This window comes from Citrobacter farmeri, from assembly GCF_019048065.1.
In the GTDB taxonomy this organism is placed as follows: domain Bacteria; phylum Pseudomonadota; class Gammaproteobacteria; order Enterobacterales; family Enterobacteriaceae; genus Citrobacter_A; species Citrobacter_A farmeri.
Map to the genome: position 1 here is coordinate 17434 of NZ_CP077291.1, position 14464 is coordinate 31897.

General features: G+C 55.0%; 13 protein-coding genes and 4 tRNA genes. 12 read left to right on the forward strand and 5 right to left on the reverse strand.

Going from position 1 to position 14464, the window contains the following annotated elements:
* From wecG to I6L53_RS00115, 6 genes are all read left to right on the forward strand, one after another.
* Entirely contained in the window at positions 1 to 741 is a 741-nt protein-coding gene (gene wecG, locus I6L53_RS00090) for a lipopolysaccharide N-acetylmannosaminouronosyltransferase (protein ID WP_042326095.1), read from the forward strand.
* Positions 742 to 944: 203 nt separating this feature from the next.
* The gene (thrP, locus tag I6L53_RS00095; protein WP_042326097.1) at positions 945 to 2330 is read left to right on the forward strand and encodes a bifunctional threonine/serine APC transporter ThrP; all 1386 of its coding nucleotides are present in this window, start codon (positions 945 to 947) and stop codon (positions 2328 to 2330) included.
* Between the two features lie 102 nt (positions 2331 to 2432).
* Positions 2433 to 2509 (forward strand) — tRNA-Arg (locus tag I6L53_RS00100).
* 56 nt (positions 2510 to 2565) lie between these two features.
* Positions 2566 to 2641, forward strand: a tRNA-His gene (locus tag I6L53_RS00105).
* Positions 2642 to 2660: 19 nt separating this feature from the next.
* A tRNA-Leu gene (locus I6L53_RS00110) sits at positions 2661 to 2747 on the forward strand.
* 42 nt (positions 2748 to 2789) lie between these two features.
* A tRNA-Pro gene (locus tag I6L53_RS00115) sits at positions 2790 to 2866 on the forward strand.
* A gap of 575 nt (positions 2867 to 3441) precedes the next feature.
* Here I6L53_RS00115 and hemY read toward each other — a convergent pair.
* The 4 genes from hemY to hemC are packed head-to-tail and all read right to left on the reverse strand — an operon-like array spanning position 3442 to position 7546.
* Entirely contained in the window at positions 3442 to 4638 is a 1197-nt protein-coding gene (gene hemY / locus I6L53_RS00120; RefSeq protein ID WP_042326101.1) for a protoheme IX biogenesis protein HemY, read from the reverse strand.
* Between the two features lie 2 nt (positions 4639 to 4640).
* The gene (gene hemX / locus I6L53_RS00125; protein WP_042326103.1) at positions 4641 to 5846 is read right to left on the reverse strand and encodes a uroporphyrinogen-III C-methyltransferase; all 1206 of its coding nucleotides are present in this window, start codon (positions 5844 to 5846) and stop codon (positions 4641 to 4643) included.
* 21 nt (positions 5847 to 5867) lie between these two features.
* On the reverse strand, positions 5868 to 6608 hold the full coding sequence (hemD, locus tag I6L53_RS00130; RefSeq protein WP_042326105.1) for a uroporphyrinogen-III synthase: 741 nt from the start codon (positions 6606 to 6608) through the stop codon (positions 5868 to 5870).
* A complete protein-coding gene (hemC, locus tag I6L53_RS00135; RefSeq protein WP_042326107.1) occupies positions 6605 to 7546 on the reverse strand; it encodes a hydroxymethylbilane synthase in 942 nt (313 codons plus the stop codon). The genes hemD and hemC overlap by 4 nt, the downstream gene beginning before the upstream one ends.
* Before the next feature lie 389 nt (positions 7547 to 7935).
* Between hemC and cyaA the strand changes: the two genes are divergently transcribed.
* A complete protein-coding gene (cyaA, locus tag I6L53_RS00140; protein ID WP_042326109.1) occupies positions 7936 to 10482 on the forward strand; it encodes a class I adenylate cyclase in 2547 nt (848 codons plus the stop codon).
* A 33-nt stretch (positions 10483 to 10515) separates the two neighbouring features.
* On the opposite strand, the gene cyaY is transcribed toward cyaA, so the two are convergent.
* Complete coding sequence (gene cyaY, locus I6L53_RS00145) at positions 10516 to 10836, reverse strand: iron donor protein CyaY (RefSeq protein WP_042326111.1); 321 nt, start codon at positions 10834 to 10836, stop codon at positions 10516 to 10518.
* Between the two features lie 138 nt (positions 10837 to 10974).
* On the opposite strand from cyaY, the gene lptM reads away from it, so the two are divergent.
* Genes lptM through yigB form a run of 5 tightly spaced genes read left to right on the forward strand, consistent with a single transcriptional unit; the run spans position 10975 to position 14352 of the window.
* Positions 10975 to 11178 (forward strand): LPS translocon maturation chaperone LptM, encoded by a 204-nt coding sequence (gene lptM, locus I6L53_RS00150; RefSeq protein ID WP_042326113.1) that lies wholly within the window; start codon positions 10975 to 10977, stop codon positions 11176 to 11178.
* A gap of 36 nt (positions 11179 to 11214) precedes the next feature.
* Positions 11215 to 12039 (forward strand): diaminopimelate epimerase, encoded by an 825-nt coding sequence (gene dapF, locus I6L53_RS00155; protein ID WP_042326115.1) that lies wholly within the window; start codon positions 11215 to 11217, stop codon positions 12037 to 12039.
* Positions 12036 to 12743 (forward strand): DUF484 domain-containing protein, encoded by a 708-nt coding sequence (locus I6L53_RS00160; protein WP_042326117.1) that lies wholly within the window; start codon positions 12036 to 12038, stop codon positions 12741 to 12743. The genes dapF and I6L53_RS00160 overlap by 4 nt, the downstream gene beginning before the upstream one ends.
* Positions 12740 to 13636, forward strand: a complete 897-nt coding sequence (xerC, locus tag I6L53_RS00165; protein ID WP_042326120.1) for a tyrosine recombinase XerC — start codon at positions 12740 to 12742, stop codon at positions 13634 to 13636. Before I6L53_RS00160 ends, xerC begins: the two co-directional genes overlap by 4 nt.
* Positions 13636 to 14352: a 5-amino-6-(5-phospho-D-ribitylamino)uracil phosphatase YigB gene (yigB, locus tag I6L53_RS00170; protein WP_042326122.1), complete on the forward strand. Its 717-nt coding sequence runs from the start codon at positions 13636 to 13638 to the stop codon at positions 14350 to 14352. Before xerC ends, yigB begins: the two co-directional genes overlap by 1 nt.
* The last annotated feature ends 112 nt before the right edge of the window (positions 14353 to 14464 follow it).

A 14464-nucleotide genomic window follows, 5' to 3' on the forward strand; every position in this document is an offset into this window, starting at 1 on the left:
ATGACTGATAATACAACTGCACCGATTTATGATCTGCGTGGGCTCCAGTTGATTGGTTGGCGAGATATGCACCATGCGCTGGACTATCTCTACGCCGACGGCCAGCTTAAGCAAGGTACGCTGGTGGCGATTAACGCAGAAAAGGTTCTGACGGCGGAAGATAACCCGGAAGTCCGCACCCTGATTGAGGCTGCGGAATATAAATACGCCGACGGAATCAGCGTCGTGCGCTCGGTACGCAAAAAATTCCCGAATGCCCAGGTTTCTCGCGTGGCGGGTGCCGATCTCTGGGAAGCGTTGATGGCCCGTGCGGGCGAGGAAGGTACGCCGGTATTCCTGGTCGGCGGAAAACCAGAAGTGCTGACGCAAACGCAAGCGAAACTGCGCACCCAGTGGAAGGTGAACATTGTGGGTAGTCAGGACGGCTATTTTACGCCGGAGCAGCGTTCTGCGCTGTTTGAGCAGATCCATGCCAGCGGAGCGAAAATCGTTACCGTAGCGATGGGATCGCCGAAACAGGAAATCTTTATGCGCGATTGCCGACAGGTGCATCCGCATGCGCTCTATATGGGGGTCGGTGGCACTTATGACGTCTTCACTGGTCACGTAAAACGCGCGCCGAAAGTGTGGCAGAACCTGGGGCTGGAGTGGCTGTATCGCCTGCTGTCGCAGCCGAGCCGCATTACTCGTCAGCTCCGTTTACTGCGCTACCTACGCTGGCACTACAGCGGAAATATCTGAAACCCCTTCCTTATGTGGGTAGCGCATTCTGCTCCATGCGCTACCTCACTGCCGCATTTTTGCTCCGTTATTATACAAAATATGCATTTTTTTAATGCTTCGTTTGCCATTTTGCCAAATTTGCGAAAACATGCGCCCCCAGCGATGTACCCATAACAATAACCGGCAATGCCGGAAAGCAAACAAACACGACAAGAGGATTTATGGCAGAGAAAAAACCTGAGCTACAGCGTGGGCTGGAGGCTCGTCATATCGAATTGATTGCCCTTGGGGGCACCATTGGCGTCGGTCTGTTTATGGGGGCGGCAAGCACCCTGAAATGGGCAGGACCTTCGGTGTTGCTGGCGTATATCGTCGCCGGCCTGTTCGTCTTTTTTATTATGCGCTCAATGGGGGAGATGCTGTTCCTGGAGCCAGTAGCCGGCTCGTTCGCCGTTTATGCTCACCGCTACATGAGTCCGTTCTTCGGTTATCTCACCGCGTGGTCTTACTGGTTTATGTGGATGGCGGTTGGTATCTCGGAAATCACCGCGATCGGCGTCTATGTCCAGTTCTGGTTCCCGGAGATGGCGCAATGGATACCCGCGCTGATAGCCGTTGGACTGGTGGCGCTGGCAAACCTGGCAGCCGTTCGGCTGTATGGCGAAATCGAGTTCTGGTTCGCGATGATTAAAGTCACTACCATCATCGTGATGATTGTGGTGGGTCTGGGCGTGATTTTCTTCGGCCTGGGCAACGGCGGTCAGCCGATTGGCTTTGGCAACCTGACCGGGCACGGCGGCTTCTTTGCCGGCGGCTGGAAAGGCTTCCTTACCGCGTTGTGTATTGTCGTCGCCTCTTATCAGGGCGTAGAGCTGATTGGGATTACGGCGGGGGAAGCCAAAAACCCGCAGGTCACGCTGCGTAGCGCGGTAGGTAAAGTGCTGTGGCGTATTCTGATCTTCTACGTGGGCGCGATTTTCGTGATCGTTACCATTTTCCCGTGGAACGAAATTGGCAGTAACGGCAGTCCGTTCGTCCTGACGTTTGCCAAAATTGGTATCACCACCGCCGCGGCGATCATCAACTTTGTCGTGCTGACCGCTGCGCTGTCTGGCTGTAACAGTGGAATGTACAGCTGTGGACGTATGCTCTACGCGCTGGCGAAAAACCGTCAACTGCCCGCGGCGATGGCGAAAGTCTCCCGTCATGGCGTTCCGGTGGCGGGCGTGGCGCTGTCGATTCTGATTCTGCTGGTCGGTTCGTGCCTGAACTACATCATTCCTAATCCGCAGCGCGTCTTCGTCTATGTGTATAGCGCAAGCGTACTGCCGGGGATGGTGCCGTGGTTTGTGATCCTGATTAGCCAACTTCGTTTTCGCCGGGCGCATAAAGCGGCGATGGCCAGCCATCCGTTCCGTTCTATTCTGTTCCCGTGGGCAAACTATTTGACGATGGCCTTCCTGGTTTGTGTACTGATCGGCATGTACTTTAATGAAGATACCCGTATGTCGCTGTTTGTCGGTATCATCTTCCTGTGTGCCGTGACGCTTGTTTACAAGGTTTTTGGCTTCAATCGTCAGGGGATCGCCCAGAAAACGGGGGAATAAGCGACAAAACGCGCAAAGCGTAACCAAACGCGCATTTTATTTAAAAAGGCACTAGACAGCGGGGTGTGAAGTCCGTATTATCCACCCCCGCAACGGCGCTAAGCGCCCGTAGCTCAGCTGGATAGAGCGCTGCCCTCCGGAGGCAGAGGTCTCAGGTTCGAATCCTGTCGGGCGCACCATTCACCCGGTGCTGGAGCTGCGGTGGTTTCGATACCGCGTAAAAAGATTTGTAGTGGTGGCTATAGCTCAGTTGGTAGAGCCCTGGATTGTGATTCCAGTTGTCGTGGGTTCGAATCCCATTAGCCACCCCATTATTAAAAGTTGTGAAATGCGAAGGTGGCGGAATTGGTAGACGCGCTAGCTTCAGGTGTTAGTGTCCTTACGGACGTGGGGGTTCAAGTCCCCCCCCTCGCACCACGACTTAAAGAGTTGAACTAAAAATTCAAAAAAGCAGTACATCGGCGAGTAGCGCAGCTTGGTAGCGCAACTGGTTTGGGACCAGTGGGTCGGAGGTTCGAATCCTCTCTCGCCGACCAATTTTGAACCCCGCTTCGGCGGGGTTTTTCTTTTTCTACACCATCCGCTTTCTTCCTTTTTTCTTCTGTTGCTTCCCTGAGACCGCTCTGTGTGCCATTGTCGCCATTTGGTGACGATTAACGTTATGATATTTAAGCGCTTTCGTATATCGGGTGAGATCTGTCTCTGCTAAGCGACAATTCATTGCATTCCCGGCAAGTAGATATACGGAAAGCTGCCGACAACCCGCGTCAGTACAGGGATCGCGAAATGTCTTAATCCTTATTTTTAGCGGTGCAATCCTGGCATGCAATGTGCAATAATATACGGGTAGATGCTCATTCCATCTCTTATGCTCGCCATAGTGCCTCATAAACTCAGGAATGATGCAGAGCCGTTTACGGTGCTTATCGTCCACAGACAGATGTCGCTTCGGCCTCATCAAACACCATGGACATAACGTTGAGTGAAGCACCCATTTATGTTGTCATACAGACCTGTTTAACGCCTGCTCCAAAAGAGCAGGCGTTTTTTTATTTCTGCGGTGGGGAAATTTGTAGGCCCGGTAAGCGAAGCGCCACCGGGCGTTAGGGCGTTACTGCGGGGGCGTGTTTTGTAACGTCAGCATCAGGCCGTCACGGCGCATGGTGGCCGCTTCTTCCGGTTGATGCAGGCGATCGAGCGCGTCAGCAAGCCAGGCGTAATCGTACGCGTCCTGACGTTGTTTGAGCGCCGCGCGAAAGGCAACGGTCGCTTCCTGCCATTCGCCGTGCTTCATCAGCGACTGGCCCAGCGTGCTCCATAGCAGCGGACGATCGCCGACGGTCTTGATCTGCTGACGCAGCACTTTTTCCAGTTGTTCCGGGTTATTGGTTTTCAGACGCGGAATTGGCAATACCAGGCGATCGTCATATTGACGCTTCAGGCCATCGATAATTATCTGCTGCGCCATGTCGTGATCGTCGCATTCAATCAGATGCTCGGCCATTGCCACCTGCAGGGCGACCTGATGGCGGGTTTTACGGCTCTGGTTTTTCCACCATTCGCGCAGGCCATCGCTGCCCTGATCGGCACGTGCCTGATCCATCAAACCAATCCACGCCTGCTGTTCCAGCATCGCACGGTGTTCTTCATCACCGACGTTAGCTTTCGCCATTGACGGGATAATATCCAGCAACGAACTCCAGGCACCGGTACGGATATAGGCCTGTTCCGCCAGGCGTAATACTTCCGGATGACGTGGCGTCACCTCCAGCAGTTTATCCACCCCGTGGCGCGCGGCATGATTCTCATTGCGCGCCAGCTGCAGGCGGACGCGCGCAATCTCAACCGGGATCGTGTCGTTACCCGCAAGTTCTGCCGCACGTTCCAGATGCTGATTCGCACGGGCTTCATCGCCGCGCTGTTGCGCCGCTTCTGCGGCAAGCAGGTAGTTCACTACCGGCTGCTCAGCATGATCGGCATTTTTCGCCATCAGCTTCTCAACCTGCTGATAGTCACCTTCCGCCAGTTTCAACAGCGCCTGTTCGGTCTGTTTGCGGGCGCGACGACGTTTTCGGCCAACAAACCAGCCGCGCGTATGGGCGCCGGTACGGAAGATGCGGCGTAGCAGCCATTCGATGGCAAACAGTACCACCATCGCAAGGATCAGGATGATAACCAGACCTGTTACGCTGGTTTCAATGTTATACGTGTCGGTCTGGATCAGGACGTAACCCTGATGACCTGCAATCATCGGGCCGATCACGATCCCCGCGATCAACAGCACAAAGAGCAATAATACTTTTAGCATCATTATTCTCCTTGCGGCGCGGCTGCCGGGGTTTCTGCCTGCGGTGCTTCAGGTGCAGGGGCTGTGGCGGGTGCCGCTGCAGACGGTGCGGCCGCTGGTTGCGCCAGCAGGTTGCGCACGCGGGTTTGCATCAGTTTTTCGAGGATCGCCTGACTTTTCAGCGTTTCGGGTACGTCCATCGTGATGCTCTGCTGGCTCAGTTTGTCCACTTCTTCAAGGAACGCTTTCGTCGTGGCGTCGTCGGTATCGTAGTAAGCACGTACCCAGGTGGAGACGTTATCCAGCGCCTGACGGTAGGTCTCTTCCTGATGGCGCGGTACCGCCTGGGCGGCAACCAGCAGGCGAGAGCGGATGTTTTCCCGCAGATAGACATCCTGATTCGGCGCTAACAAAGGCACGGCGGTGTCATCGCGGCGGCGGATGGTGATAAAGCTGTCCATAAAGTTCTGCCAGCTTTTTTGCAAATTGACGCGCCATTCACCGATCGAAGTGGAAAGCTCAGGGCTATCGGAGTCCATCGGCGAGCCGTCGCTGTCGTTATCCGCCAGACGCAGGTTATCGATCTGGTTAGAAAGCTGGTTAATCTTCAGGATGATGCCGTCGTAATCCACCTGAGCGACAGAGGAAAGGCTGGCGATATCATCGGTGATTGCCCGGCGTGCGGCAATCAGGCTGGGATCGTTCATGTCCGCGAGACTGGCATCTGCGCTTTTCAGCAGCGCGGCCGCCGTTGTGACATCCTGATCGCTCCACAGCTTACGCCCGGCCAGTTTGACCAGGAAATCGGACTGCGCGAGCAGCCAGGTTTTGGCATCGCTACCGGAGATAGTGGCGACTTTCTGTTGGACTTCATCCAGCTGTTTCGCCAGCTCAGTTTGCTGGCGGTTGGCCTGCTCCAGTTGGGCGGCCTGCTGTTTAATGACACCTTCCAGCTCTGCCTTTTGGCTTTCCTGCGCTTTTTGCAGCGCGGTCAGTTGATTAGCCAGCGCATCACTGGTTGCTGTCTGCGTGGTCGCCTGTTGTTTTCCCCAGCCATAGAGCCCAACGCCTGCTGCCAGTGCAATGGCAATCGCCACCGCACTCAGTATCAGCGCAGTGCCGTTTTTACTCTTTTTTTCAGCAGTAGCTGGAGTGGCTGGCTGTGGCTGAGTCTCCACGGCCTCCCTGGTCTCTTCAACCACGGCGGAGGATTTTTCTTGTTCCGTCATTATGGCTTCCCATTATGAGAGTTATGGTAATGCGCGCAGTAGCGCATCGTTGTCGGCGTTATCAGCGACCTTAATATCTTGCCAGCCCAGTTCCCGGGCGAGGTGCGCCAGACGCTCGCTGACGACGATAAGCCGACAGCGTAGTAACCAGTTTTCACGATACCACTGCGGGATCAGCGCGTTGAGCTGTTGCAGCATTTCCCCGCTGGTGACCACCACCGTTGTCACGCCGCGCGACTGCCAGCGCATCGCTTCTTGTGCCCCATCGTAATGTTTAGCACTGCGTTGATAACATTCATAAAAAATGACATCAGCTCCGCGTGCTGTCAGGGTTTCACCTAACAGCTCCCGACCGCCGTTGCCGCGTAAAATCAGCGCACGTTTACCCGCAATATTTTGTAATTCAGGTAATTGTAGCAAGACTTCGCTGATTTCCCGATCCTGCGGATAGCGAATGTCGTATCCGCTGACGGTATGAAGTGCCAGAGCAGTCGTGCGGCCAATAGCAAAATAGTGCGCGGCGGCAGGCCACTTTATCCCTTCGCGTTCCAGTTGCGCATGGGCAAAAGAGACCGCGTGTTGTGACAGCACAAAGAGCAGATCGTTATCGGTGATCGTCGAAAACACCCCGGCCAGGCGCAATAAATCGCGACCCGGGGTAAATTCGATGAGCGGAAAACTCCAGGCCTCCTGCCCCAGTGCGCGCAGACGGCTCACTAACTCTTCCCCTGCGGGAGACGGGCGGGTGACCAGGATACTCATGCGGGGGATTCTCCGTTATAAACCTCAGTCAGAATGGCGCGCGCACCGTTATCCAGTAGCTCCTCGGCCAGCGAAATGCCCATCTGCTCCGCCTGATCGGGCGAGCCACGGCGTTCTCCGCGTACCATTTGCGAACCGTCTGGCGCACCGACCAGCGCGCGTAGCCAAATCTCACCGTTAATGATTTCAGCATAGCTGCCAATCGGCACCTGACAGCCCCCTTCCAGGCGGGTATTCATGGCGCGCTCGGCTTTGACGCGAAGTGCGGTGATTTCATCATTCAGCGGCGCCAGCAACGACTGAGTCCGACTGTCATCAAGGCGGCATTCGATGCCAACAGCACCTTGCCCCACGGCCGGCAACGACACTTCCGGCGGTAGCGCGGTGCGAATGCGCGATTCAAGTCCCAGGCGTTTTAAACCGGCAACGGCCAGGATAATGGCATCGTAGTCGCCGTTATCGAGCTTGCTCAGCCGGGTGCCAACGTTGCCTCGCAGTGAACGGATGACGAGATCCGGGCGGCGTTCTGCCAGTTGACACTGGCGGCGCAAGCTGGACGTTCCCACGATGCTGCCAGCGGGCAGTTCATCAAGGGTGTTGTAAGTGTTGGAGACAAAGGCATCGCGCGGATCTTCGCGTTCGCAGATTGTGACCAGTCCCAGACCCGCCGGGAATTCGACTGGAACATCTTTCATCGAGTGCACTGCGATGTCGGCACGTTTCTCAAGCAGCGCAACTTCCAGCTCTTTTACGAACAAGCCTTTACCGCCTACTTTCGCCAGTGGGGTATCAAGAATTACATCGCCACGCGTCACCATAGGCACCAGTTCCACGACCAGGCCGGGGTGGTTCGCCATCAGGGCGTCTTTGACATAATGTGCCTGCCAGAGCGCAAGGGGGCTTTGGCGTGTGGCAATTCTTAAAACATTGTCTAACATGCTTGTTACCGTCATTATCGTCCGTGGTTCATCCTAACATCCTTACAAGTGGGATGTCAGTGTTACGGTCAAAGGTAAGTCAAGGATAAGGCGCTGCGTTGCGGCTGGCACTATTTAATGACGAGGAACCGTCAGATCGTACCCCAGAATTTACGCGAAGCGATTGGTGCTACACTTGTATGTAGCGCATCTTTCTTTACGGTCAATGAGCAAGGTGTTAAATTGATCACGTTTTAGACCATTTTTTCGACTGAACGCACAAAAAAAGGTCGTAAAAGGTAACGGTTATTTTTGTCATTTGGTTTATCCCGAATGGTGGAGGTTGTTGATTAGCGGATCGCGCTGCGGCAATCGACAGCATGACGGGTAGCAACATCAGGCGATACGTCTTGTACCTCTATATTGAGACTCTGAAACAGAGACTGGATGCCATTAATCAACTGCGTGTGGATCGCGCGCTTGCTGCCATGGGCCCTGCTTTCCAGCAGGTGTACAGTCTTCTGCCGACATTATTGCACTATCACCATCCGCTGATGCCGGGATACCTCGATGGTAACGTTCCCAGAGGCATTTGCTTCTACACGCCTGATGAAACTCAACGCCACTACCTGAACGAACTGGAACTGTATCGCGGTCTGGCACCGCAGGATCCGCCAAAAGGTGAACTGCCGATCACCGGCGTTTACTCTATGGGCAGTACCTCCTCTGTCGGACAAAGCTGTTCGTCGGATCTGGATATCTGGGTGTGTCACCAGTCCTGGCTCGACAGTGAAGAACGACAACTTTTGCAGCGCAAATGCAGCCTACTGGAAACCTGGGCCGCCTCACTGGGAGTGGAAGTCAGCTTCTTCCTGATTGATGAAAACCGTTTCCGCCATAATGAAAGCGGCAGTCTGGGAGGGGAAGACTGTGGCTCGACGCAGCATATCCTGTTGCTGGATGAATTCTATCGCACCGCGGTGCGCCTCGCCGGTAAGCGTATTCTGTGGAATATGGTGCCGGGAGATGAGGAAGAGCATTACGACGACTACGTCATGACGCTCTACGCCCAGGGTGTCCTCACGCCGAACGAATGGCTGGATCTGGGCGGTTTAAGCTCGCTCTCCGCTGAAGAGTACTTTGGTGCCAGCCTCTGGCAACTGTATAAGAGTATCGATTCACCGTACAAAGCGGTGCTGAAAACGCTGCTGTTGGAAGCCTATTCCTGGGAATACCCTAATCCGCGCCTGTTGGCGAAAGACATTAAACAGCGCCTGCATGACGGTGAGATTGTCTCGTTTGGTCTCGACCCGTACTGCATGATGCTGGAACGCGTGACCGAATACCTCACGGCGATTGAAGACCCGACGCGCCTGGATTTAGTGCGCCGATGTTTCTATTTAAAAGTGTGCGAGAAACTGAGCCGCGAACGCGCCTGCGTGGGCTGGCGTCGTGAAGTGCTCAGTCAGTTAGTGAGCGAGTGGGGATGGGATGACGCCCGCCTGGCCATGCTCGATAACCGGGCGAACTGGAAGATCGATCAGGTGCGTGAAGCGCACAACGAACTGCTCGATGCCATGATGCAGAGCTACCGTAATCTGATCCGCTTTGCACGTCGTAATAATCTCAGCGTCAGCGCCAGCCCGCAGGATATTGGCGTACTGACCCGTAAGCTCTATGCCGCATTTGAAGCGTTGCCGGGCAAAGTCACGCTGGTGAACCCGCAGATTTCGCCAGACCTCTCTGAACCCAATTTAACCTTTATCCATGTTCCGCCAGGTCGTGCCAACCGTTCAGGCTGGTATCTCTACAACCGTGCACCAAACATGGATTCCATCGTCAGCCATCAGCCGCTGGAATATAACCGCTATCTGAATAAGCTGGTGGCCTGGGCGTGGTTTAACGGCCTGCTGACCTCACGCACACATCTGTTTATCAAGGGCAATGGCATCGTCGATCTGCCGAAGTTGCAGGAGATGGTGGCCGATGTGTCGCATCACTTCCCGTTGCGCCTGCCTGCGCCGACGCCGAAAGCGCTCTATAGCCCCTGTGAAATTCGCCATCTGGCGATCATCGTCAATCTCGAATATGACCCGACGGCGGCGTTCCGTAATCAGGTAGTCCATTTTGACTTCCGTAAGCTGGATGTCTTCAGCTTTGGTGAAGAACAAAATTGCCTGGTGGGCAGCGTAGATCTGCTGTATCGCAACTCGTGGAACGAAGTGCGAACGCTGCATTTCAACGGTGAACAGGCGATGATCGAAGCGCTGAAAACGATTCTGGGCAAAATGCACCAGGATGCCGCGCCGCCGGACAGTGTAGAAGTGTTCTGTTACAGCCAGCATTTGCGCGGTTTGATTCGTACCCGCGTGCAGCAGTTGGTTTCAGAGTGCATCGAACTGCGTCTTTCCAGTACCCGTCAGGAGACAGGACGCTTTAAGGCGCTGCGTGTTTCCGGTCAGACCTGGGGACTGTTCTTTGAACGCCTGAACGTGTCGGTACAGAAGCTGGAAAACGCCATCGAATTTTACGGCGCGATATCGCATAACAAACTGCATGGTCTGTCCGTTCAGGTGGAAACCAATCAGGTGAAACTGCCGTCGGTCGTGGATGGTTTCGCCAGTGAGGGAATCATTCAGTTCTTCTTTGAAGAGACTGGCGATGAGAAAGGCTTTAACATCTATATTCTGGACGAGAGTAATCGTGCGGAAGTGTATCACCACTGCGAAGGCAGCAAAGAAGAGCTGGTGCGCGATGTCAGCCGTTTCTACTCGTCATCGCACGACCGCTTTACCTACGGCTCCAGCTTCATCAACTTCAACCTGCCGCAGTTCTATCAGATAGTCAACACGGAAGGGCGCGCACAGGTGATCCCGTTCCGCGCACAGTCCCTTGGCAATGTTCCGCCAGCCAATCAGGATAACGATACGCCGCAGCTGCAGCAGTACTTCTCGTAAAAATTTTGCCGGATGTCATCCGGCAAATATGACTTAACGGAAGCTGACTTCCTCGCCCGCCTGGTGCGTAGCCGCCTGTTCCAGCAGATCCCAGAAGGTTTCTCCGCTTCGGTCGCAAATCCATTCGTCGCCTTTCAGGTCGAAATGGTAGCCGCCCTGTTTGGTTGCCAGCCACACCTGGTGCAGCGGCTCCTGACGGTTGATAATGATTTTGCTGCCATTTTCAAAGCTAATGGTCAGCACGCCGCCGTTGATTTCACAGTCGATATCGCTGTCGCCATCCCAGTCGTCAAGGCGCTCTTCAATGGTCATCCACAGGGTATCGGCCAGGCGATGAAATTCACTGTCGTTCATTGTTGTTTCCCGTTTTTTCGTGATGGCGGCAGTATAACCTGAAACAAATCGCGTTGCAGATTACAGGCAAACTCTTGCTTTTACGCCTTCTCCTGCGATGATAGAAAACAGAAAGTATGAACTTACAGGCAATCCATAATGAAAAACGTGTTTCAGGCACTCGCTGTTCTTCTCACTCTGTTCAGCCTGACGGGTTGTGGCCTTAAAGGGCCGCTCTATTTCCCACCAGCTGATAAAAACGCACCGCCGCCGACTAAACCGGTTGATACACAAACGCAATCAACTACGCCCGATCAAAACGATCGCGCCACGGGAGATGGGCCTTCCCAGGTGAACTACTGACGGTGTGTTTCTGTACCCGCGTGAATGGAGTGAATAATGCAATTCTCTAAAATGCATGGCCTTGGCAACGATTTTATGGTCGTCGACGCGGTAACGCAGAATGTCTTTTTTTCGCCAGAATTGATCCGTCGCTTATCAGACAGGCATCTGGGGGTGGGATTTGATCAACTGCTGGTGGTTGAACCTCCTTACGATCCTGAGCTGGATTTTCATTACCGCATTTTTAACGCCGACGGCAGCGAAGTGTCGCAATGCGGGAATGGCGCGCGCTGCTTTGCTCGTTTTGTGCGTCTGAAAGGGTTAACCAACAAACGTGATATTCGCGTCAGTACGGCGAATGGACGGATGGTGCTGAGCGTGACGGACGATGAACTGGTGCGCGTCAACATGGGCGAACCCAACTTTGAGCCGTCGCAGGTGCCTTTCCGCGCTAACAAAGCGGAAAAGACCTATATTATGCGAGCGGCAGAACAGACAATATTGTGCGGCGTGGTTTCAATGGGCAACCCGCACTGCGTGATTCAGGTCGACGATGTCGATACGGCGACCGTGGAAACGCTGGGACCGGTTCTGGAAAGCCACGAACGTTTTCCTGAGCGGGCAAATATTGGTTTTATGCAGGTCGTGAAGCGCGAGCATATTCGCTTACGTGTTTATGAGCGCGGTGCGGGAGAGACGCAGGCTTGTGGGAGCGGCGCATGCGCGGCCGTCGCCGTCGGCATCCAACAAGGTTTGCTGGCGGAAGAGGTCCGCGTGGAATTACCGGGCGGTCGCCTTGATATCGCCTGGAAAGGTCCGGGTCATCCGTTATACATGACTGGCCCGGCGGCACATGTCTACGACGGGTTTATCCATCTATGAAGCAACCAGGGGAAGAACTACAGGAAACGCTTACGGAACTCGATGACCGGGCGGTCGTCGACTATCTGCAGAAAAACCCTGAGTTTTTTATCCGCAATGCGCATGCCGTGGAAGCGATGCGGGTGCCGCACCCGGTGCGGGGCACCGTTTCGCTCGTCGAGTGGCATATGGCGCGTGCGCGTAACCATATCAACGTCCTTGAAGAAAACATGTCATTACTGATGGCGCAGGCGAATGCGAACGAAAGCCTGTTTTATCGCCTGCTGCATTTGCAGGGACGTCTGGTCGCGGCAACCAGTCTGGATGATATGTTGATGCGCTTTCATCGCTGGGCGCGTGAACTGGGCCTTGCCGGTGCCACGGTGCGCCTGTTTCCCGATCGCTGGCGTCTTGGCGCGCCGTCGAGCTATACCCATCTGGCGTTAAGCCGTCAGGCTTTCGAACCGCTGCGGATACAGCGATTGGGACAGGAACAGCACTATCTGGGCACCCTGAATGGTCCGGAGCTTCTGGTAGTGCTTCCGGAGGCGAAGGCGATTGGTTCGGTGGCGATGTCGATGCTGGGACGTGACGGCGATCTGGGTGTCATTCTGTTCAGCAGCCGCGATATGCATCACTATCAGACGGGCCAGGGAACGCAACTCCTGCATGAAATTGCGCTGATGATGCCGGACCTGCTGGAGCGCTGGATTGAACGCGTATGACGGATTTCACCACCGATGTCACCCGCTTTCTGCGCTATCTCGGCGTAGAACGTCAGCTTAGCCCCATCACGCTGAAGAACTATCAGCGTCAGCTTGATGCCATCATTGTCTTAGCCGGAGAAGCCGGACTGCAAAGTTGGCAACAATGTGACGCTGCCATGGTACGCAGTTTCGCTGTGCGCAGCCGCCGTAAAGGGCTTGGGCCTGCGAGTCTCGCGCTACGTCTTTCAGCGCTGCGTAGCTTCTTCGACTGGATGGTCAGCGAAGGCAAGCTGAAAGCCAATCCGGCGAAAGGGGTACAGGCACCCAAAGCGCCGCGCCATTTGCCGAAAAATATCGACGTTGATGACGTTAACCGCCTACTGGATATCGACCTTAACGATCCGCTCGCCGTGCGCGACCGCGCGATGTTAGAGGTGATGTACGGCGCGGGTCTGCGTTTGTCGGAGCTGGTGGGGTTGGATATCAAACATCTGGATCTCGACACCGGCGAAGTGTGGGTGATGGGGAAAGGCAGCAAAGAGCGCCGCCTGCCCATCGGCCGCAATGCGGTGGCGTGGATTGAGCACTGGCTGGATCTGCGCGGATTGTTTGGTAGCGAGGAAGACGCGTTGTTCCTGTCGAAGCTGGGTAACCGTATTTCCGCACGCAACGTGCAAAAGCGTTTTGCCGAGTGGGGCATTAAGCAGGGGTTAAACAGCCATGTGCATCCGCATAAGCTGCGTCACTCCTTTGCTACGCATATGCTGGAATCGAGCGGTGACCTGCGAGGCGTACAGGAACTGCTGGGTCACGCCAATCTTTCGACCACGCAAATCTATACTCATCTTGATTTTCAGCACCTGGCCTCGGTGTACGATGCGGCGCATCCGCGCGCCAAACGGGGGAAATAATGCGTTTTTACCGGTCTCCAGGACCCATCTCGGCGATCACGTTCGATCTCGATGACACCCTTTACGATAACCGTCCGGTTATCCAGCGCACCGAGCAGGAAGCGCTCGCCTTTGTGCAAAACTACCACCCGGCGTTAAGCACGCTGCAAAATACCGATCTGCAACGTCTGCGTCAGGCGGTACGGGAAGCGGAACCGGAAATTTATCACGATGTAACCCGCTGGCGTCATCGCGCCGTTGAGCGTGCCATGCTGAATGCCGGGCTCTCCGCGGAAGAGGCGGTCGCGGGTGCGAACGCCGCGATGATGAACTTTGCGAAGTGGCGCAGTCGGGTTGATGTCCCGCAAGAGACACATGACACGCTGAAAACCTTAGCGAAAAAGTGGCCGCTGGTGGCGATCACCAACGGCAATGCGCAGCCGGAACTGTTTGGCCTTGGCGACTATTTTGAATTTGTACTGCGTGCCGGTCCGGACGGACGCTCAAAACCGTTCAGTGATATGTACTTTCTGGCGGCGGAAAAGCTGAATGTCCCGATCGGCGAGATCCTGCACGTGGGCGACGATCTGACGACCGACGTTGCCGGGGCGATCCGCAGCGGGTTGCAGGCCTGCTGGATCAAACCAGAAAATGCCGATCTGATGCACACCGTTGACAGCCGTTTACTGCCACATATCGAAATTTCACAGTTGGCATCTTTGACCTCGCTGATATAATCACCCGCAGTTCTGTATAAAATTCCAGGGTTTTGGCGGATGGCGCTACGCTTATCCGCCCTACGCTGACTGCGATCACGTAGGCCCGATTAGCGAAGCGCCATCGGGCATT

What these genes read in the sequence shown, in the direction of transcription:
- thrP (WP_042326097.1), top strand. Translation starts at nt 945, where the DNA reads ATGGCAGAGAAAAAACCTGAGCTACAGCGTGGGCTGGAGGCTCGTCAT.
- lptM (WP_042326113.1), top strand. Translation starts at nt 10,975, where the DNA reads ATGAAAAACGTGTTTCAGGCACTCGCTGTTCTTCTCACTCTGTTCAGC.
- I6L53_RS00160 (WP_042326117.1), top strand. Translation starts at nt 12,036, where the DNA reads ATGAAGCAACCAGGGGAAGAACTACAGGAAACGCTTACGGAACTCGAT.
- yigB (WP_042326122.1), top strand. Translation starts at nt 13,636, where the DNA reads ATGCGTTTTTACCGGTCTCCAGGACCCATCTCGGCGATCACGTTCGAT.
- wecG (WP_042326095.1), top strand. Translation starts at nt 1, where the DNA reads ATGACTGATAATACAACTGCACCGATTTATGATCTGCGTGGGCTCCAG.
- cyaY (WP_042326111.1), bottom strand. Translation starts at nt 10,836, where the DNA reads ATGAACGACAGTGAATTTCATCGCCTGGCCGATACCCTGTGGATGACC.
- hemY (WP_042326101.1), bottom strand. Translation starts at nt 4,638, where the DNA reads ATGCTAAAAGTATTATTGCTCTTTGTGCTGTTGATCGCGGGGATCGTG.
- hemC (WP_042326107.1), bottom strand. Translation starts at nt 7,546, where the DNA reads ATGTTAGACAATGTTTTAAGAATTGCCACACGCCAAAGCCCCCTTGCG.
- hemD (WP_042326105.1), bottom strand. Translation starts at nt 6,608, where the DNA reads ATGAGTATCCTGGTCACCCGCCCGTCTCCCGCAGGGGAAGAGTTAGTG.
- hemX (WP_042326103.1), bottom strand. Translation starts at nt 5,846, where the DNA reads ATGACGGAACAAGAAAAATCCTCCGCCGTGGTTGAAGAGACCAGGGAG.
- dapF (WP_042326115.1), top strand. Translation starts at nt 11,215, where the DNA reads ATGCAATTCTCTAAAATGCATGGCCTTGGCAACGATTTTATGGTCGTC.
- xerC (WP_042326120.1), top strand. Translation starts at nt 12,740, where the DNA reads ATGACGGATTTCACCACCGATGTCACCCGCTTTCTGCGCTATCTCGGC.